Genomic DNA, 19,138 nt, shown 5'->3' on the forward strand with positions numbered 1-19,138 from the left:
TTCTAATGTTAGATAAAATCATAAGATTTAGCATCAAGAACAAGATTGTCATTGGGATAATGACCTTGTTGTTGATTATTTGGGGAGTTTGGAGTGCAACCAAACTTCCGATCGATGCCACACCTGACATCACCAACAATCAGGTTCAAATAATTACTGTATGTCCTACATTGGCCGGTCAGGAAGTTGAACAGCTGGTAACATTCCCTATAGAGCAGAGCATTGCCAATGTTCCTGATATTGAGGAGACCCGAAGTATTTCACGATTTGGTTTGTCTGTAATAACTGTTGTATTTAAAGAAGAGGTCGATGTTTATTTTGCCCGTCAGTTGATCAGTGAAAAACTGAAACAGGCGGCTGAAGAAATTCCAATAGGAATTGGCACACCAGAGTTAGCTCCGGTAAGTACAGGACTTGGTGAGGTATATCAATACATCCTGCATCCAAAAAAAGGCAGTGAAAAAAAGTACGATTCCAAAGAACTGCGTACAATGCAGGATTGGATCGTTAGAAGACAGCTTAACGGTACTCCTGGTGTTGCGGAGATCAACAGCTTTGGAGGCGAACTCAAACAATATGAAGTAGCTGTTAACCCTGATCGTCTTCGAGCGATGGGAGTGAGTATTTCTGATATTTTTGCAGCTCTTGAAAAAAATAACCAAAATACAGGGGGAGCCTACATTGACAAAAAGCCTAATGCTTATTTTATTCGTGGAATTGGTCTGGTGACATCTCTTGAAGACGTTGGTAATGTAGTTGTTAAGAATGATACTGGAAGTGTTCCCATTTTTGTTAAAGATGTTGCTGAAGTTCGCTTGGGAAGTGCAGTAAGATATGGTGCCATGACATTTAATGGTCAGGTAGATGCCGTGGGTGGAGTTGTCATGATGCTGAAAGGAGCAAATAGCAATCAAGTGGTGCAGAGCATCAAGGAAAAGATACCAAACATCCAAAAATCTTTGCCTAGCGATATCATTATAGAGCCTTACTTAGATAGAACAGATCTTGTAGGGAGAGCAATTGATACAGTAGAGAAAAATCTTATTGAAGGTGCCTTGATCGTTATTTTCGTTTTGGTTTTATTTTTAGGAAACTTGAGGGCGGGATTGATCGTAGCGTCTGCCATTCCGTTATCATTACTCTTTGCTTTGGGAATGATGAATGTTTTCGGAGTCAGTGCCAATTTGATGAGTCTTGGGGCGATTGATTTTGGGTTGATCGTTGATGGTGCAGTGATTATTGTCGAGGCAACACTACATGTCCTACAGCATAAAAAAAATAAAAACCAACTCACTCAGGCTCAAATGGATGAGGAGGTAGGTTCTGCCGCATCCAAAATGATGAATAGTGCCATATTTGGACAGATCATTATTTTAATTGTTTACATACCTATTTTAACGTTGATTGGTGTTGAAGGTAAGATGTTTACACCTATGGCTAAAACAGTTGGTTTTGCAATTATAGGGGCAACAATTCTATCGGTTACCTACATACCTATGATGAGTGCTTTGTTTTTATCCAAGAAAATTTCCCATAAAGAGAATTTCTCAGATAAAATGATGAACAGGATCCAAAAGATCTACACTCCTTTATTGGAGAAAGCATTGAGGATCAAATATTGGTTAGTCGGTGTCACCGTGGCTATTTTTGCTCTAACTGTCTTCTTATTCGGAAGGATGGGAGGTGAGTTTATACCTCAGTTGCAAGAAGGTGATTTTGCTTTTCACTGTATTCTTCCGCAGGGAAGTTCATTAAGCCAGAGTATCGAAACCTCAATGCAGGCATCAAGACTGATCAAACAATTTGACGAAGTTAAAATGGTTGTAGGAAAGACAGGATCTGCTGAAGTGCCTACTGATCCGATGCCGCCTGAGGCAACAGATATGATGGTGATCTTAAAACCGCAGAGTGAATGGAAAACAAAAAAATCGTATGATGAATTAGCGGATGAGATCTCTGAAAAACTCGAAGCTATTCCTGGTGTGTTTTTCGAGAAAAATCAACCTATACAGATGCGTTTCAATGAGTTGATGACAGGAATCAGACAAGATGTAGCAGTTAAAATTTTCGGTGAAAATTTAGATTCTTTAGCAATATATGCGGATAAAACATCTAAAGTTATTCAGTCTGTAAATGGGGCGAGTGCTCCGCAGATAGAACGTGTCAGTGGACTTCCGCAGATCAATGTGGAATATGACCGTACGAGAATGGCAAATTACGGGCTTAATATTGAAGACGTAAATACTGCCGTAAGTACTGCTTTTGCAGGTCAGGCAGCAGGTCAGGTATTTGAGAATGAAAGAAGATTTGATCTGGTGGTTCGTTTGGATAGTTTACATCGAACCAGTATTGATGATGTGAATAATCTGATGGTCTCTACGAACACAGGAGCGCAGATACCGCTTTCACAGGTATCCAATATCAGTTATAAATTGGGACCGGCGCAGATCAGTCGTGAAGCAGGAAAAAGGAGGATTGTTATTGGTTTTAATGTAAAGGGGAGAGATGTAGAAAGTGTAGTAGAAGAAATCCAGCAAAAGTTGGATAAAGTAAAATTACCAGCAGGATATTACTTTACGTATGGAGGACAGTTTGAGAATCTTAAAGCTGCCAGTAAACGACTTACCATAGCTGTTCCGGTATCTCTATTCCTTATTTTTATGCTGTTGTATTTTACTTTTGGCTCACTAAAGCAGGCTACATTAATTTTTACTGCAATTCCAATGAGTACGATCGGAGGTGTATTCGCATTAATGCTTCGTGGAATGCCTTTTAGTATCAGCGCAGGAATTGGCTTTATTGCCTTATTTGGAGTAGCTGTACTTAATGGAATTGTTTTAATCGGAACTTTCAACCAATTAGAGAAGGAAGGTGAAACCAATATTTTAAAGCGTGTGATGGAAGGAACTAAAACTCGTTTAAGACCTGTTTTAATGACCGCTACAGTTGCTTCATTAGGGTTTTTACCCATGGCAATTTCAACTGGAGCCGGAGCAGAAGTTCAGAAACCTTTGGCTACCGTTGTAATCGGGGGACTGGTAACAGCAACCTTCTTAACTCTGTTTGTTTTACCGATGTTATACATTATCTTCAGTACTAAATTAAAGATCAAAAACATTTCAGGTAATAAACCCCTGACTGCTGTTTTAGTTTTAGGTTTCCTTTTCTTGGGACAAACCTTCAATGCACAACAGGGTACCCCTTTAACAATTTCGGAAGCAACGAACATCGCTTTAACCAACAATAATTTAATGCGGTCCAGAGATCTGGATATTAAAGTAACAGAAGCACTGAAACCTACTGCTAAAGAACTTCCAAAAATGAGTGTAGATGCTCAGTTAGGGCAATATAACAGTAAAAAATTCGATCAGTCCTTTTCTATATCTCAAAGTATTCCATTCCCAACATTGTTCAAAGCGAGGAGAGAACTCATTGCTGAACAGATTAAAGGAAAGCAGATCAATAAAGAGATCTCTGTCAACGAACTTGCAAGACAGGTAAGGACGTATTACTATCAGATCGAGTATCTGCAATTTAACCAGTCAAAATTAAAAAATCTGGATAGTTTATATCAGGATTTTATAAGAATTGCGACGGTCAGATTTAAATCAGGAGATATAAAAAAGATTGAAATCAATACTGCAGAAACTCAGAAAGGTGAGATCAATTTACTCTTAAAACAAAATGAAGTTTATTTGAATAATGCATATAAAAACCTAAAAACATTATTGAATACTTCGGGGGATATCTCAGTTCCTTACAACACAAATTATGAACCTTTGAAAGCTAATTATGTACTTGACAGCACTGCGATAGCAAATCATCCAACGGTAAGATCTTACTATCAGGAGATGGCTATAGCAGAAAAAAATAAAAATGTTGAGAGGTCTTTAGGTCTACCTGATTTCAGTATCGGTTACACCAATCAGTCCTTAATTGGTACTCAGACGATCAATGGTATGGATCAGAATTTTAATGCTGGAAATAGATTTCATGCGGCAACTATTGGCGTTACGATCCCTCTCACTTTCGGTGCTACGAAAGCGAGAATCCAGTCTTGGGAGTTTCAAAAGCAGGTTGCACAATCCAATGCAAAATTGCAGCAAAAACAGCTGGAAGCACAACTGCAAAATGCTTTGAATCAATATCAGCAGGATATAGAGCAGTACAACTATTATGTTAATCAGGCAATCCCCAATGCTGAGAAAATAGCTAAAGCCGGACAATTAGGATATAAAACAGGAGAAATTTCCTATGTTGAGTATCTTTTTGCGCTTCAGACTTCCACGAATATTCAATTAAAATATCTGGAATCCATTCAACAGGTTAATCAATCTGTTATTACCATTAATTCAATCATAAACAAATAAAATGAAAATTAAATATAATATAATATCTGCGCTGTTAATTTCTTTTTTAGCCTTAAGCTGTGGAAAAAAAGAAGCTTCTGAGGAAACGGAAGTAAAAGCAAAAACCGAACAGGCAGAGGAGGCTCATGAAGAGGCACCGCAAACAATCGCCACATTAACTGAAGAACAAATGAAAGCAGTCGGAATCTCTTTAGGTAAAATTGAGATGAAAGATTTGGCCTCACTTGTTAAAGCCAATGGTGTCTTGAGTGTTCCTAACAATAGAAAAGCCACAGTAACCTCTTTGTATGGTGGGGTGATCAAGACATTAAATGTTCAAATAGGCGACTATGTCAGAAAAGGGCAGGTCATTGCATCCATTAATAATCCTGAGTATATTCAGCTTCAGGAGCAATACCTTACAGTAAATAGCAGAATTGCATTTGCTGAACAGGAATATAAAAGGCAACGTGAATTATTTGATAATGATGCCGGAGCAAAAAAAAACCTGCAAAGCTCTGATTCTGAATTAAAAGGTTTAAGAACCCAAAGATCATCATTACAGAGACAACTTCAGCTTATGGGCATAAGCCCAGGAAAGGTAAGCAATGGGAATTTGAGATCAGGATTGGTTATTACCTCCCCGATCAGTGGAACCGTTAGTGGCATCAATGCGCAGATTGGAAGTTACGTTGATGTTTCATCTCCTGTTCTTGATATTATTGATAATAGTTCTATCCATTTAGATCTTCAGGTTTTTGAAAAGGATCTACCTAAGATGAAAGTAGGACAGACTGTACAGTTTAAGCTGACCAATAATCCGGAAACATTGTATAACGCTACGGTATTCAGTATCGGTTCATCATTCGAAAATGAGAGTAAAACGATATCTGTACATGCCAATGTAACAGGAAATAAAGTAGGGCTGATTGATGGGATGAATGTTACCGGAATGGTAAGCCTTGGAAATTCCAGCACCGCTGCAGTTCCTAATGAAGCGATCGTAGAAGCTGACGGTAAATTCTATGTTTTTGTACAGACTTCTAAAAAGCCTGAAGAACATGCCGAAGAGAAAAAGGAGGGTGAGCAGGAAGAAGCTACAAAAGAGACAGGAGCTCATACCAAAGATCAAGGGAAGACCCTGAATTTTGAGAAAATAGAAATTGTCAAAGGTTCATCAGATTTAGGTTATACTGCTATCACTACAGTGACTAAAATTGCACCTGATACAAATATTGTTGTAAAAGGCGCATTCTTCGTCAATGCTAAATTATCTAATGCCGGAGGTCATGAGGATTAGATTTTTAAAAGCTGAAGCCTTTATTTAAACTTTCAGTTGCAATAAAAATATCATTATGCTACGAGATAAAGCAATGCATTAATTCGACCTCTAGCATAATGTTATCTTTAAATCTATAAAATCAAAGTTATGTTACTAAACAAGAAAATCTCAATCTGGTATTTTATTGATCAAATTAAAAGTCAAATATTACTTATTGTTATATTAGCAGTAGGTACAGGTTTGCTGGATCTGCATCCTATCTTCACTAAAATAACCATTCCGCTAAGTATTCCCGCAATTCTTGGAACTGCTGTCTCATTGCTTCTTGCATTCAGGACGGCGCAGTCTTATGAAAGGTGGTGGGAGGCGAGAACTGTTTGGGGAGCCATCGTCAATGATTCAAGATCTTTTATCCGTTTAATAAATCAATTCGTACCTCAAGATGGTGCGGACGTTAAAATATTTGCAGAGAGACAAATCGTATGGGTCTATGCCTTGGGTGAAGCATTAAGGAAACAGCCCTTTACCAATAAAGTAGTTGAGTATTTGCATACACATCAAATCAATGCAGTCAATATACCCAATGCGATTTTGGATGAACATTCTTATCACGTAAGACAGATAGCCGAAAAAGGTCTGATTTCAGATTTTAAGGAAGTTCAGCTCAATGAAGTTCTCATGAGGCTTTGTGACAATATGGGAAAATGTGAACGATTGAAAAATACGGTGTTTCCAAGGGCATATAGTATTCTGATCCACACCTTGATTTACGTCTTTGCATTTATCCTTCCTTTCGGATTGGAAGATTCCCAGCTTACTTTGGAAATAATTACGACGATCATTATTCCTCTGATATTTGTAGCCATTGAGAAAACAGCGATCATCATGCAGGACCCCTTCGAGAATACTCCTGTAGATACGCCAATGACCTCTATCGCACAAACCATAGAAATCAACATTCTGCAGATGATCAAAGAGAAAGATATTCCTATTAAAAAAGAAAATAATACCTACTTCGAAATGTAGAGTCAATCCAGTAAAAACATAAAATTATGAGCGACACAAATAAACAGATTGTATCAGCATCTAGTAGGCATAAGAAAAACTTACTTATCGTTCTGGCACTTAGTGGGACTTATCTGATCGCTGAAGTCATTGGAGGTATTGCAACAAAAAGTCTTGCATTACTAGCAGATGCCGCGCATATGCTGACAGATGTTGTCGGTTTACTCTTAGCATTTATTGCCATCAAAATTGGTGAAAGAAAGGCAAGTCCTAAAAAGACATTTGGGTATTATCGAACAGAAATTTTGGCTGCTGTCATCAATGCTGTTGTTCTGTTGGGTATTTCATTATTTGTTTTATACGAGGCATTTCAGAGATTTAAAAATCCTCCTGAAGTACAAAGTGGCTCCATGATGATTGTTGCAGGAATTGGACTTGTGGTGAATATCATCGGTATCCTTATTATCAGAAAGGATTCCAACGCAAGTCTTAATATGAAAGGTGCTTATTTTGAAGTTTTGTCGGATATGCTGACATCGGTAGGAGTAATGATCGCGGGCGTGATCATGCTGACAACACAGTGGTATTATGCAGATCCGATCATTTCTGCGGCTATAGGTCTATTGATTATTCCCAGAACCTTAAAGTTGCTTATGGAAGCGGTTAATGTCTTACTGGAAGGTACACCTAAAGATGTAGATATCAGCAAGCTTCGATCTTCACTGGAAGAACTTTCGGGAATCAAGGAAATCCACGATCTACATGTCTGGTCGCTTACATCAGGCGTTAATGCCATGAGCGCACATGTGATTGCAGATGATAACAAAAATCGCAATGAACTCCTGCAAATATTAATAGATAAAGCAACGACAGATTTTAAAATAACCCATACCACTTTTCAAATCGAATATGAAGGTTATGATGAAACTGAAATACACTTGTAGATGAATGATCAGAATAGATTGAAAATGAAATGAAATCTAAATGATTATTTCTATATCAAATAAAATTGATTTCTAAAGAATTAATGATGTAATCACTTATAAAACTTGTTTATGAAACTAATTAAAATTAAGCGAAGCAGTTATAGCCTGCTCATTAATTTTTTCTTATTATATATAATTTTTTCCTTTGTCCTCAGGATAGGATTTTCTATTGCCAGCCTTCAAAAGGCAGAGATTAGTTTTCTTTCATTGCTGAATGTATTTGCTCTGGGATTTTTATTTGATATAGGGGTAGGGGTGTTTTTTGTGCTACCGTACAGTCTGTACCTGCTTTTATTTCCTCAGAAATATAATAATTCGCTTTTCAATAGAGCTATGACTTTTTTTTGCTTTAATGTAGCTGTGCTTATATTGTTGTTTTCATTTTTTGCTGAAGTAACATTCTGGCAGGAATTTGAAAGCCGGTTTAATTTTATTGCAGTTGATTATCTGGTTTATACCTATGAAGTAATCAATAATATTAATGAATCATATCCTTTGCCATTGCTCATTACAGCCATGTTAATAATGACTTCTTTGGTGTTTTTACTTTTCTATAAAAGGCATTACTTCACAGATAATTTTAAGGGCAGTACACCTTTTTTACAAAGATTCTTTATCTTTTTCGGATTGCTTTTCATTTCAGTCATTTATGCATTTTTTATTGACAACAGTTTAGCAGAGAATAGCGAAAACAGGTATCGGAATGAGCTGTCAAAATCAGGAATCTATTCTTTTTTTTCTGCATATAAAAATAACGAGATCAATTATGAACACTTCTATAAACTCATCGATAATAGGGTGGCGTTTAATATTGTGAGAACTGATCTCCAGGAATCTAACTCAGATTACTTATCAAATGATTTCTCAATCTTACGTAACATTAAGGGAGCTGACTCCTATGAGAAGCCCAATGTTATTATGATCACATTGGAAAGTTTCAGTGCAGACTTTATGAAAACATTTGGCAACAATCAGAATCTGACACCTACGTTGGACTCATTGGCGAATCAAAGCATTTTATTTACCAATATGTATGCTACCGGAACAAGAACCGTGCGAGGAATGGAGGCACTTTCACTTGCCGTTCCGCCTACACCGGGGAATAGTATTGTCCGCAGGAAAGAAAATGATAATCTGAGCACTGTAGGATCGATCTTCAGTCAAAAGGGATATGATACTTCTTTCTTATATGGTGGTGATGGTTATTTTGATAATATGAATAATTATTTCGGTAATAATGGATACACAATTGTAGACCGGAAAAGAAATTCTTTTGTAGGGGAAGATTATCAGTCTCCAAGAATACCAATAGAAGACAAGGAGGTTACTTTTGAAAATGCCTGGGGTATTAGTGATGAAAATCTTTATGATCAGGTGATCAAGCAGGCGGATAAAAAATTTGCAGTAGGCAAACCGTTCTATGATTTTGTAATGAACACTTCCAATCATCGACCTTATACATATCCTGAGGGTAAAATTGATATACCTTCAGGGTCGGGAAGAGAAGGAGCCGTGAAATACACGGATTATGCGATCGGGCAGTTTTTTAAAAAGATAAAGAATAAACCCTGGTACAAAAATACGATTGTGATCATTGTTGCTGATCACTGTGCGAGTAGTGCCGGCAAAAACGACATCGATGTTGCAAAATATCATATCCCAGCAATGATTGTCAACTTGAACAACAAGAAACCATTCAGAATTGAAAAAATGTGCTCTCAGATCGACCTGTATCCAACACTTTTCTCACTTTTAGGATGGACGTATGAGAGTAATCTTTATGGTAAAAATGTTTTAAGCGAAACTTATACTCCAAGAATATTTGTAAGTACCTATCAGAAACTCGGATATATGGAAAACAACAAATTGGTTATTCTAGGTCCGCAGCAAAAAACAGAGACGTATTTGTATGATAAGGAGAATAATAAACAAAATCCAGAGATGCTATCTGAGCAGTATGTGAAAAAAGCAATAGCAAATTATCAGTCAGCCTACTATCTTTTCAAGAATGACGGATTAAAACAGAAGCAGATAAAAAAGGTAAATATAACCACAACTAGATAACGTGATGTAAAATGGATATAAAATTTGAACTTTTACTTGCCGGAAAATTATTATTAGCACTTTTTTTTGGTGCATTAATAGGTTTCGAAAGGGAAACGGCTCACAAAGATGCCGGAGTTCGTACTTTTGGCGTTCTGTGTATGGCTTCTTGTCTATTTGTGGCGGTTGCCTCTCATTTAACAGATGACAAATCTGCAATAGCAAGAATGTTGGCTGCGATACCTGCCGGTTTAGGATTTATCGGAGCAGGACTGGCATTTAAAGATAGTTCCAAAAGTATGCAGGGGCTTACAACATCCACAGCTTTATGGGCTGCATCGGCAATAGGATCTGCACTTGCGCTGAATATGTTTCTGTTATCATTTTTAGCAACCGTTCTAACCTTGTTTATCTTAAGTATTAACAAATTTGGCTGGTACAAAAACATTATAAAATTAGGAAGCCAACCCGATAAAGATATATAACACGTAACCTTACAATCATTAAATAAATATTATTATGGAACATAAACACACCTACGACGAGAATGGTAAGCAATTGTGCTGTACTCCGCAAGAAGGCAAAATCTATAAAAATGCCGGAGCAAAAAAATTAGTTGAAGAAGACGGAGACCGCATTCCAAAGAAAAAAAAGGAAGAGCATCAACATTCAGATGATGATGGACATGATCATGGAGAAACTGATAAAACGGCTTTTCAGATGTTCTTGCCTGCGATTATTTCATTGGTACTTTTATTAATTGGCATTGCACTGGACAATTACATCAAACCGGAATGGTTTAAAGACTGGGTACGAATTGTCTGGTACGGTGTTGCTTATCTACCGGTAGGTCTACCTGTTTTAAAAGAGGCTTTTGAGAGTATCAAACAAGGTGACGTGTTTTCAGAATTTTTCCTTATGAGCATTGCAACAATTGGAGCATTCATTATCGGAGAATTTCCTGAAGGAGTAGCGGTTATGTTGTTCTATGCAGTAGGAGAGGTTTTTCAGACTCTGGCTGTGTCGAGAGCTAAGACCAATATTAAGGCTCTTTTAGATCAACGTCCTGATGAGGTAACGATTATTGAAAATAATCAGCCTAAAAAAATCAAAGCTGCCGAAGCAAAAATCGGGGATACTATTCAGCTAAAATCAGGTGAAAAACTGGCATTGGATGGAGAACTGATCTCCGATTCTGCGTCTTTCAATACCGCAGCATTAACTGGAGAGAGCAAACCTGATTCTAAAAATAAAGGGGAAACAGTTTTAGCCGGAATGATCAATATGAACAGTGTAGCTTTGGTTAAGGTTAATACGGCTTATGAGGACAGCAAACTCAGCAAGATCCTCGAACTTGTACAGAATGCAACAGCTCAAAAAGCTCCAACTGAACTTTTTATCAGAAAATTTGCGAGAATATATACACCGATCGTAGTAGCGTTAGCTGTTTTGATTTGCATTGTACCTTATTTCTTTGTTGATGATTATGTTTTCAGAGATTGGTTGTACAGAGCATTGATATTCTTAGTGATCTCTTGTCCGTGTGCATTGGTGATCTCTATTCCGCTTGGCTATTTTGGAGGTATCGGAGCCGCGAGCCGCAACGGTATTCTATTTAAAGGAAGCAACTTTTTGGATAAAATCGCTGAGATTCAGAATGTGGTAATGGATAAAACCGGAACTATGACGGAGGGTGTTTTCAAAGTTCAGGACGTTACCATTGAAGAGGAATTTGATAAGGATGAGATTCTCCAATTGGTCAATGTTGTTGAAAGTAAAAGTACCCATCCTGTTGCTACTGCTGTTCATGAGTTTGTAGGAGAAATCAACAATTCAATCAATTTAGAGGATACTGAAGAAATTGCAGGGCATGGTCTTAAAGCTAGAGCTAATGGAAAAGAAATCCTGGTTGGTAATTTTAAACTACTGGATAAATTCAATATCAGTTATGATGTAGATCCTTCCAAAATTGTATACACGGTCATAGCAATTGCTTATGATGGGAAATTTGCAGGTTTCATTACCATTGCCGACCGAATCAAGGACGATGCAAAACAAGCAGTTGAAAAACTTCATAGTTTGAATGTAAAAGCGACTATGTTAAGCGGTGATAAAACAACTGTTGTAAAGTATGTGGCAGAACAAATTGGTATTGACAATGCTTTTGGAGACCTGCTTCCGGAGGATAAGGTCAACAAGGTAAAAGAAATCAAAGCTAGAAATGAAAGTGTAGCTTTTGTTGGTGACGGCGTAAATGATGCGCCTGTTGTAGCATTAAGTGATGTTGGAATAGCAATGGGTGGACTTGGTAGCGATGCAACCATCGAAACTGCCGATGTTGTGATCCAGGACGATAAACCATCAAAAATACCTATGGCAATCAATATTGGGAAGAAGACCAAAAGAATTGTGTGGCAGAATATCATTCTTGCCTTTGTCGTAAAAGCTATCGTACTTGTACTCGGAGCTGGTGGCCTTGCTACGATGTGGGAAGCAGTATTCGCTGATGTGGGAGTTGCTTTGATAGCAATACTGAATGCAGTTAGAATTCAAAGAATGAAATTTTAAAAGAGCAAAATGTAGTGTTCTGTCTCGTTAGAATATTACATTTCTAAGAAAGATTTTTCTCAAGTCATATCAATAGATTGAGTTCCCATACTTTATGGGAACAGGTAACTTACATCAAATGGTATGATATAAAGTTGGAAACTATTAGTATTTGATACGACATTAAAAACTTAGAAATATTATTTTTATGTGGACTTCTGTAAAAAAAACTACAATACTGATCATTTTACTCAAATTTTCTGTAAGTATTCATGCTCAGGATATTTTGTCTTTGCAAATAGCTTCTCAAAAGGAGTCTTTAATGAAAAGAGGTTATAGCTTAGATTATAAAAAACTTATTGTTCCGGTTAGCTTAATATCTGCAGGTGCAATTGGTTTTGCAATTCCTGAAATCAAAAAATTTGATTATAATTTAAGAAGGGAAGTAAGCGATCACAGATTAAATAATTCAACATTAGACAACTATACTTTATTTGTACCTGTTGCGATCGTTTATGGATTAAACTTAGCGGGTGTTCAAGGTAAAAATAATTTTAAAGATCGCACGATTATTTTTGCAACATTGCAAGCTATTTCTTTAGCAATAGTTATTCCTTCTAAATCATTGATAGGAAGGGAGAGGCCTGATCAGTCAAATCATATGTCATTTCCTTCAGGTCATGCAGCGATCGCATTTTCAAATGCACAGTTTATGTTCAGGGAATATAGGGACAGCAATTATTGGATCAGTCTCTCAGGATATCCGTTTGCCATTTTTACTAGTGTGTATAGAATAATAAATAATAAGCATTGGGCTACGGATGTACTGTCTGGTGCCGGTATCGGAATTCTTTCCACCGAAATAGCATATTGGTTATATCCTAAGATCAAAACTTTGTTTAAAAGTGAAAATGAAAAAACATTATCTATGATTTCTCCTTACTTCCAACAGAGTTACCAGCAGAAAAGTTTTGGACTTAATTATCAGGTCATTTTTTAAAATGTCATTATAATGGGATTTAGAAGAAGATTCAATAGAAGAGTAATAAGGAGGGGGAAACACAGACTTTCTTGGGAAGATATATTCTGTTTGATAGTTTTAGTTATTATGTTTCTCTCTATGATAATTTATGGAGTTCACAGGTATCTGCATCCCACTAAACTTCATAATTCCATTCATCATCACAGTAAAAAATAAATCAATCTATTTACTAAAAGGATCAATAGCCAATTATGGACAGATAAATATAATATTTTTTTAGAGTAAAATTTTAATATATCACGTATTTAAAAGGACATTTAATATTATTTAGGAGAGCAGAAAAGGCAAGACTTATCAGGGTTATATTCGTTTTGATAAGAAGATAGGGGGAATTGTGTTTTCTTTTAAGAATCCGAAGAAGAAATAAGAGACCGTGAAATGTTTTGGAGAGTTCTGGAGGAAGTGAGTATATAACTTTGATTATAATTTTTAGTAACCTGCAAGGTCAATTGACTTTGCAGGTTGCTTTGTTTAAGTTTTAAAAAGTGAATGATTGGTGAAAATTGGGCGGCAAAAATGCAATTCCTCCCTGTGGTCGGAAATGCATTTTTGCGAAATTTGGAGCAACCCCATTTCAAAAACATTGCCGGGCTTGGCTTTTATATGTTTTTGAAAAAAGGTTGCAGAATAGTTTATATTTTGAAATTATACAATAACAATTAAAGTAATATTATATTATTCTTTTTTGATTATGGAAGAAGGTAAGACTTACTTTTGATAGAGTATTTTAGGGTTGCTCTTGAAACTATTTAATAACTATTTAGTAGTAATATTCCATTCTATTTTTTCCATTCTTTCTTTTAAGAATTTTATAGTATTCAGAACTTCGTTTTCATCAGGCAGTTGACCATACAATAAGTTGACAAAATCATTTTCGTAAGTTGGTACTAGTTCTTTTTTCCAGATATCATCAATTTTTTTGAAAAAGAGACTTTCATTTGGATGATTGCTAAGCCATTCATTATTATTACGAAAACTTTTAACGTCATCTTCAGCAACTTTTAAGAGCATTTTTGTAAAGTCTTCTGATTCGACAAATTCTATGAATTCTGGTTGTTGTAATAGTTGGTGAAGATCATATGGATGCCTGATTTTATTTTTAAGATCCTGAATAGGATTCTCTGTATATGAAAATTTGACCAAACTCATGATTTTTTCACAAATAGTTCTTGAAGGTTCAAGTACATTCATTTCGAATGCTTGTATTCCAAAATTATTTACATTGTCAATTTGGTTATCTTTTTCTAATACCTCTCCAATAAGGGATTGAATTTTTCTCTTGCTAAAGGGTTCATGATGCCCCAGCCAGCTTGATTCTAATACTATAAAATCTCTAACTTGTCCAAAGTCTCCTTTGAATAGCTTATTATAGAAATGAGCTGTTTTTCGATTCATTCCCATTTTTTTCGTTATTCCATCAACTTCAATTTCTGGAAGCTCATCCTCGATTGCGAGACTTACTGCTTTAAGTTTAGTCTTCAATTTACTGTCTGTCTCATTTTCGTTTCTCAAAACAACCAAATCTATATCTTCCGAGAATCTTTCTATTAATTTATAGCATTTTGATAATGCTGTACCTCCTTTGAATACCACATCTTTTCCAATAGTATTCTGATGGATTTTATATAGAGCTAATGTAACCCAGTAATCCTTTTCCACATAAATAGAGCGTATCTTCATTTTATCTGCAGTAAACCGTATGGCTTGTTCAAATAATTTTTTATCTTTATGTAAATTCATATGAGATTCCATTTTTTTGATTGTTTTAAAATATTTCCAATTCCCATAAACTTATATTTTGTGATTGGATTCAAGGTTTTAAGAATACTGTCAGAATAGTTTTCCAACTGGAGTTCATCCAGTAAAGCTCCTAATAGTGATCGGGTAGAGGGCGGGTACTTCTGAACCAGCCTTACCAATTGCTCTATATCTTTCATTTTGTAATCAGATGCTATAGATAGTAAACGTCCAATTGCTTTCTCGATTGGGGTATCGGGGATTTTTTTAATAAATTTTAAGCAATCCAAGAACTGCAAGTAGGGGATATTTTCGTTGTTTATAATGTTAGGTTGTTTGATAAAATTAATTATATATCTCTCTCTTCTTAAAAATGGTCTTGTGTTATTTTTTCCAATTTGTATGGTGTTACTTACTTGAGTCGTAAGTCCCAAAGAGTTATATATGCTATAACCAGTAAGATATCCAGTGATTTTATTATTTTCTTCCAACAGATCTTTTACAATTTGATATTGATCTGGAAGTAGCTCACCAAATACAGTTGACTCCGGTTTATAAAATTTCCCCTTTGATATCTTTTTGATCTTACCCTTTTCTACCAATCTATTTAAAGCTTTTATAATAGCTTCTTTGTTTTCCACCGATAGGGTAAAGTCCTTATAGGTGAAAATATATCCAGTAGCTAATCTATCAATCTTTACTTTAACAATATCAGATGTTTTCATACATGTATACATTGAAACAAATATAGCAAAATGTCCAGTTATTTACTAAAAAAACTGGACAAAATTGATAATTTATTTGGAGGTTATAGGTAGTCACCGTAGCTTTGCAACATTAGTTGCAAAGCTACGGTGACTACCTTATATCTACTTAGTGGGCGATAAATTTTATAGAACTTATTACCTCAAAATCTGAAATCTTATAATCATCATAAAAGAAAAGCCCATTAATATATCTCTTTATTGGGTGATATAAATCTTTAGGGAATAATCCATTTTGAATGGTCTTATAATCATTAGAAATACTGAAGTATCCTCTAAATTTTCCTCTGCCATGTCTTAAAAAACCAATTCGGGTTAGATATCTTGTTATTTTATGTCTATTAAAATTAGGATCTTTATTATTATTGGTAATTAAAAAATAGTCTTTTATATAAAATGTTCTAATATTACTGATTGCATTGCAACTATTATCTTTCCAGGTTTCTAAAGTAGGTTTCTGTATATACGAAACATCATATAGTTCACATTCTATTTTAATCACATCATTTAGACAAATGAAATAATCACCATCAACTAATAAAGTTTTTTTGTGTAAGTAAATTCCAAATGCCATTTCGGAAATTTCTTTATCTGTATAATCAAGAATGTTTTTTGATTTTCCATAAAGTTCATAAGCTAATCCAGACGATTCAGGATTATTTTTAATTTTATCTAATTTAGATTTAGTTAGAATTTTAATTTCATTCATAATTGCTTTTTAATTCTTTATATATAATTTGTACTAATTTATATCTTATCTAAAATGTGCCAATTGTCTTTAAATAATTTTAGTGAACCATAATTAATTGTTTCTCTTTTTGAACCAATACTTGATCCATAAAATTTTTCTAAGTTTAATAGAATAGATTCACAATCAATGATGTAAAAAGTTGGCTGTTCTCCAATCTTGTTCAAAACGACAAATATGAAATAGTGACCTTTTAATTTACTTTTGTCTACTGTATATGAATTATGAGAGCGTAGAGTTTTGACTTGTATTTTAAGAGGTTTTAATTCATCCTTAAAAGCTATTAAATCAACAGATTTAGCATTGCCAAATGTTAAAGAAACTTGGAAATTTCTTTTTAATAATTCTGCGGCAACGAAAAATTCTCCACTAAGACCAACTTTTTGTTTATCAAAAATTTCACTTCCTATACTCATTATTATGATAAGTATTTTAAGAAATATTAAGTTTATCAAAAAGTACCTTATTCCTTTCTTTAGCATTTTTAATCACTTTCTTGAACGGAATAACTTCTACATATGCTTTGTACTTTAATTCATCAGATGTATAAAATCTAAAATATCCTATGTTGTCAGGCATTTTAGTGAACATTTCTTCCCTTAGTATATACTCCAAAGTACTGGTAATGTCTGCTATTATATAGCAATAAAAGGGAGTCGTTTTATCAGCTTCGATACTTCTTCCTTCACTTTTGATTTCTTTATCAATAATTTCATTGATATATTTTCTCACTTGTCTGACAGGGTCTTTTTTAGGATCTCCTAAAACATAATCATTTCTGTAAGGTTTTTTAAATTCAACTATTGTAAATGAGTCATTTGGAAATTTGTCTTCCGAGAAAAGTGTTGCTTTATCAAAAATTTCTTCTTGTCTAATAATTAAATCAATTCTATCTGTAGAATTAGAATTTAATTGTCGAATTTGATTAAATGTTTTATCGGAAGCCAAAAGATTGTTAAAAGTTAATCTTTCGTCTAAAAGCCATAGGTTTTGCTTCTCATGAATTACTGTGTCTTTGTCCTCTTTTATTGGAAAGAATAGACTGTGAATTATGTCTTCATTATAGAATCTTTGATTTGAATCCCATTTGATTAGCTTATCCAACATGTCAATTACGGAGCGTCTATGAACAACGTACCTTGCTAAATCGGTTTTACCAACTTCATTAAATTCTGACCAAAATTTATCATATAGTTTTTTATAATCTTCTAAAGATGTTATATCTTTTTTTTCATCAAGTAATTTAATTCCTTCTATTTTAACTTCCAATTTCCATTCACTTTCAATTTCATATAATTTTACATCAAGTTCTTTAGGCGTTAGTCCCGCAGGGATTTTTTCAACTTTATCTCTGTTAAATTCTATTACACTGGCATAATTTGGAAATTCACTTTGTATGATAGGAATGTATTGTTCGACTTTTTCCTTTCGGGTTTTACTAAGAAAGCTAGATAATAACTCTTCAACTTTAAGTAATGTTTCTCTTCTTATTCTTGCAAGGGTAATGTCATCATCACTTTCTGAATCTCCTTCCTCGTCATCGGAAAAATGAAAGTTTGTCCTTTCTTCATTAACTTTTTCATTTAGCAGTTTACTTAACACAAAGACTTGATAGTGATAACCTAATAATGAGTCATTGTCTTTAATAATATATCTTAGGTCTTCTATATATTTTGATAGTCCTTCATCTTTTACTGTTCTTTCGTGAGCACAATAAAGTATTTTATGGCTAAGCGAATTAAAAGACTTGGTTATATAGACTTTAAACTCATAATTTCCAATATTAAAAGTGTCATCTAGAATCTCTGATTCAAATTCTGATTTAAATAGATTGAGCAAGTTTACCTCTTCATCATTTTGATTTCTAATTATAATTTCAGGAATGACTTTTTCAATAAAATATAATTGAAAATGAGTGATTATTTGCCTTGCAATATCTAAAAGATCTTTTGGAGCTTTCTTTTGATATTCTATTTCAAAGTTTTCTAAAATTACTGTCGTACCTGTGATAGTTTTTTCTGATTCTGGATTTTCATACTTATCAAATCCTTCTTTTATATTTTTTTTATATTCGAAATTTCTACTATAAAATTTTCCATTTTCTGTATAAATACTTTCAACTACCATTTTAGAAAAAAGCTTTAGACAAACCAATCTTCCGATACCCTTACCTCCAATTTTAGCTTTTTTCTCAGAATCGAACTCTTGAAAGGAAATGAAATTTTCTCTATTCAAACCAATACCGTTATCACTTACTTCAAATGATTTTACGGGATATTTATCGATGAAATCCAACTCCTTTAAAGTAGATTCATCACCATTCCTTATAAGTTTAATGATGATTTTTCCTTGATAATTATCTTCGATTTCTCTTTTTTCAAAAATAGCGTGAATGCTATTACTTACAATTTCAAATAATGGTAGTAGCGATTTGGTTTTTGGTATGTATAGCTTGTTTACTCTGCTTCGTAAATTCGTTACATTCGAAACAACAAAAAGATTAGTATTTTTAGTAATCATATTATTAGTTTTTTAGTAATTATAAGAATTATATAATTAAAAACAATGAAAAATCATATCAGATATAATAATTTGTAAACAATTAAAACTTTTTCCTATTATTTAACTTATGTTG

General features: G+C 34.4%; 13 protein-coding genes. 8 read left to right on the forward strand and 5 right to left on the reverse strand.

Features of this window, described 5'->3' with window-relative positions; genetic code table 11:
- Positions 1-5 precede the first annotated feature (5 nt).
- From AXA65_RS11875 to AXA65_RS11910, 8 genes are all read left to right on the forward strand, one after another.
- Complete coding sequence (locus AXA65_RS11875; RefSeq protein WP_086048188.1) at positions 6-4,370, forward strand: CusA/CzcA family heavy metal efflux RND transporter; 4,365 nt, start codon at positions 6-8, stop codon at positions 4,368-4,370.
- Position 4,371: 1 nt separating this feature from the next.
- Entirely contained in the window at positions 4,372-5,649 is a 1,278-nt protein-coding gene (locus AXA65_RS11880) for an efflux RND transporter periplasmic adaptor subunit (RefSeq protein WP_063970322.1), read from the forward strand.
- Between the two features lie 129 nt (positions 5,650-5,778).
- The gene (locus tag AXA65_RS11885; RefSeq protein WP_063970323.1) at positions 5,779-6,657 is read left to right on the forward strand and encodes a bestrophin family protein; all 879 of its coding nucleotides are present in this window, start codon (positions 5,779-5,781) and stop codon (positions 6,655-6,657) included.
- A 26-nt stretch (positions 6,658-6,683) separates the two neighbouring features.
- The gene (locus tag AXA65_RS11890; RefSeq protein WP_063970324.1) at positions 6,684-7,580 is read left to right on the forward strand and encodes a cation diffusion facilitator family transporter; all 897 of its coding nucleotides are present in this window, start codon (positions 6,684-6,686) and stop codon (positions 7,578-7,580) included.
- A 375-nt stretch (positions 7,581-7,955) separates the two neighbouring features.
- Positions 7,956-9,686, forward strand: a complete 1,731-nt coding sequence (locus AXA65_RS11895; protein ID WP_228391676.1) for an LTA synthase family protein — start codon at positions 7,956-7,958, stop codon at positions 9,684-9,686.
- Between the two features lie 11 nt (positions 9,687-9,697).
- The gene (locus tag AXA65_RS11900; RefSeq protein WP_063970325.1) at positions 9,698-10,150 is read left to right on the forward strand and encodes an MgtC/SapB family protein; all 453 of its coding nucleotides are present in this window, start codon (positions 9,698-9,700) and stop codon (positions 10,148-10,150) included.
- A gap of 34 nt (positions 10,151-10,184) precedes the next feature.
- Positions 10,185-12,233, forward strand: coding sequence for a heavy metal translocating P-type ATPase (locus AXA65_RS11905; protein ID WP_028123477.1), 2,049 nt, complete (start codon positions 10,185-10,187; stop codon positions 12,231-12,233).
- Positions 12,234-12,420: 187 nt separating this feature from the next.
- Entirely contained in the window at positions 12,421-13,212 is a 792-nt protein-coding gene (locus tag AXA65_RS11910; protein ID WP_028123478.1) for a phosphatase PAP2 family protein, read from the forward strand.
- 798 nt (positions 13,213-14,010) lie between these two features.
- Here AXA65_RS11910 and AXA65_RS11915 read toward each other — a convergent pair.
- The 5 genes from AXA65_RS11915 to AXA65_RS11935 all read right to left on the reverse strand — a co-directional run bounded on the left by AXA65_RS11915 (position 14,011) and on the right by AXA65_RS11935 (position 19,023).
- Positions 14,011-14,994, reverse strand: a complete 984-nt coding sequence (locus tag AXA65_RS11915; RefSeq protein WP_028123709.1) for a nucleotidyl transferase AbiEii/AbiGii toxin family protein — start codon at positions 14,992-14,994, stop codon at positions 14,011-14,013.
- A complete protein-coding gene (locus tag AXA65_RS11920; RefSeq protein WP_028123710.1) occupies positions 14,991-15,716 on the reverse strand; it encodes a DUF6088 family protein in 726 nt (241 codons plus the stop codon). Before AXA65_RS11920 ends, AXA65_RS11915 begins: the two co-directional genes overlap by 4 nt.
- Before the next feature lie 148 nt (positions 15,717-15,864).
- Positions 15,865-16,464 carry a hypothetical protein gene (locus AXA65_RS11925; protein ID WP_028123711.1) on the reverse strand — a complete coding sequence of 200 codons (600 nt, stop codon included), beginning with the start codon at positions 16,462-16,464 and terminating at the stop codon, positions 15,865-15,867.
- A gap of 38 nt (positions 16,465-16,502) precedes the next feature.
- Complete coding sequence (locus AXA65_RS11930; protein ID WP_131797808.1) at positions 16,503-16,919, reverse strand: group I intron-associated PD-(D/E)XK endonuclease; 417 nt, start codon at positions 16,917-16,919, stop codon at positions 16,503-16,505.
- A gap of 16 nt (positions 16,920-16,935) precedes the next feature.
- A complete protein-coding gene (locus AXA65_RS11935) occupies positions 16,936-19,023 on the reverse strand; it encodes an ATP-binding protein (RefSeq protein ID WP_063970327.1) in 2,088 nt (695 codons plus the stop codon).
- Positions 19,024-19,138: the final 115 nt, after the last annotated feature.

Origin of the sequence: Chryseobacterium sp. FP211-J200 (assembly GCF_001643375.1) — a bacterium.
Taxonomy (GTDB): Bacteria; Bacteroidota; Bacteroidia; order Flavobacteriales; family Weeksellaceae; genus Epilithonimonas; species Epilithonimonas ginsengisoli.

What these genes read in the sequence shown, in the direction of transcription:
- AXA65_RS11885 (WP_063970323.1), top strand. Translation starts at nt 5,779, where the DNA reads ATGTTACTAAACAAGAAAATCTCAATCTGGTATTTTATTGATCAAATT.
- AXA65_RS11900 (WP_063970325.1), top strand. Translation starts at nt 9,698, where the DNA reads ATGGATATAAAATTTGAACTTTTACTTGCCGGAAAATTATTATTAGCA.
- AXA65_RS11880 (WP_063970322.1), top strand. Translation starts at nt 4,372, where the DNA reads ATGAAAATTAAATATAATATAATATCTGCGCTGTTAATTTCTTTTTTA.
- AXA65_RS11935 (WP_063970327.1), bottom strand. Translation starts at nt 19,023, where the DNA reads ATGATTACTAAAAATACTAATCTTTTTGTTGTTTCGAATGTAACGAAT.
- AXA65_RS11890 (WP_063970324.1), top strand. Translation starts at nt 6,684, where the DNA reads ATGAGCGACACAAATAAACAGATTGTATCAGCATCTAGTAGGCATAAG.
- AXA65_RS11905 (WP_028123477.1), top strand. Translation starts at nt 10,185, where the DNA reads ATGGAACATAAACACACCTACGACGAGAATGGTAAGCAATTGTGCTGT.
- AXA65_RS11930 (WP_131797808.1), bottom strand. Translation starts at nt 16,919, where the DNA reads ATGAGTATAGGAAGTGAAATTTTTGATAAACAAAAAGTTGGTCTTAGT.
- AXA65_RS11925 (WP_028123711.1), bottom strand. Translation starts at nt 16,464, where the DNA reads ATGAATGAAATTAAAATTCTAACTAAATCTAAATTAGATAAAATTAAA.
- AXA65_RS11895 (WP_228391676.1), top strand. Translation starts at nt 7,956, where the DNA reads ATGACTTTTTTTTGCTTTAATGTAGCTGTGCTTATATTGTTGTTTTCA.
- AXA65_RS11920 (WP_028123710.1), bottom strand. Translation starts at nt 15,716, where the DNA reads ATGAAAACATCTGATATTGTTAAAGTAAAGATTGATAGATTAGCTACT.
- AXA65_RS11910 (WP_028123478.1), top strand. Translation starts at nt 12,421, where the DNA reads ATGTGGACTTCTGTAAAAAAAACTACAATACTGATCATTTTACTCAAA.
- AXA65_RS11915 (WP_028123709.1), bottom strand. Translation starts at nt 14,994, where the DNA reads ATGAATTTACATAAAGATAAAAAATTATTTGAACAAGCCATACGGTTT.
- AXA65_RS11875 (WP_086048188.1), top strand. Translation starts at nt 6, where the DNA reads ATGTTAGATAAAATCATAAGATTTAGCATCAAGAACAAGATTGTCATT.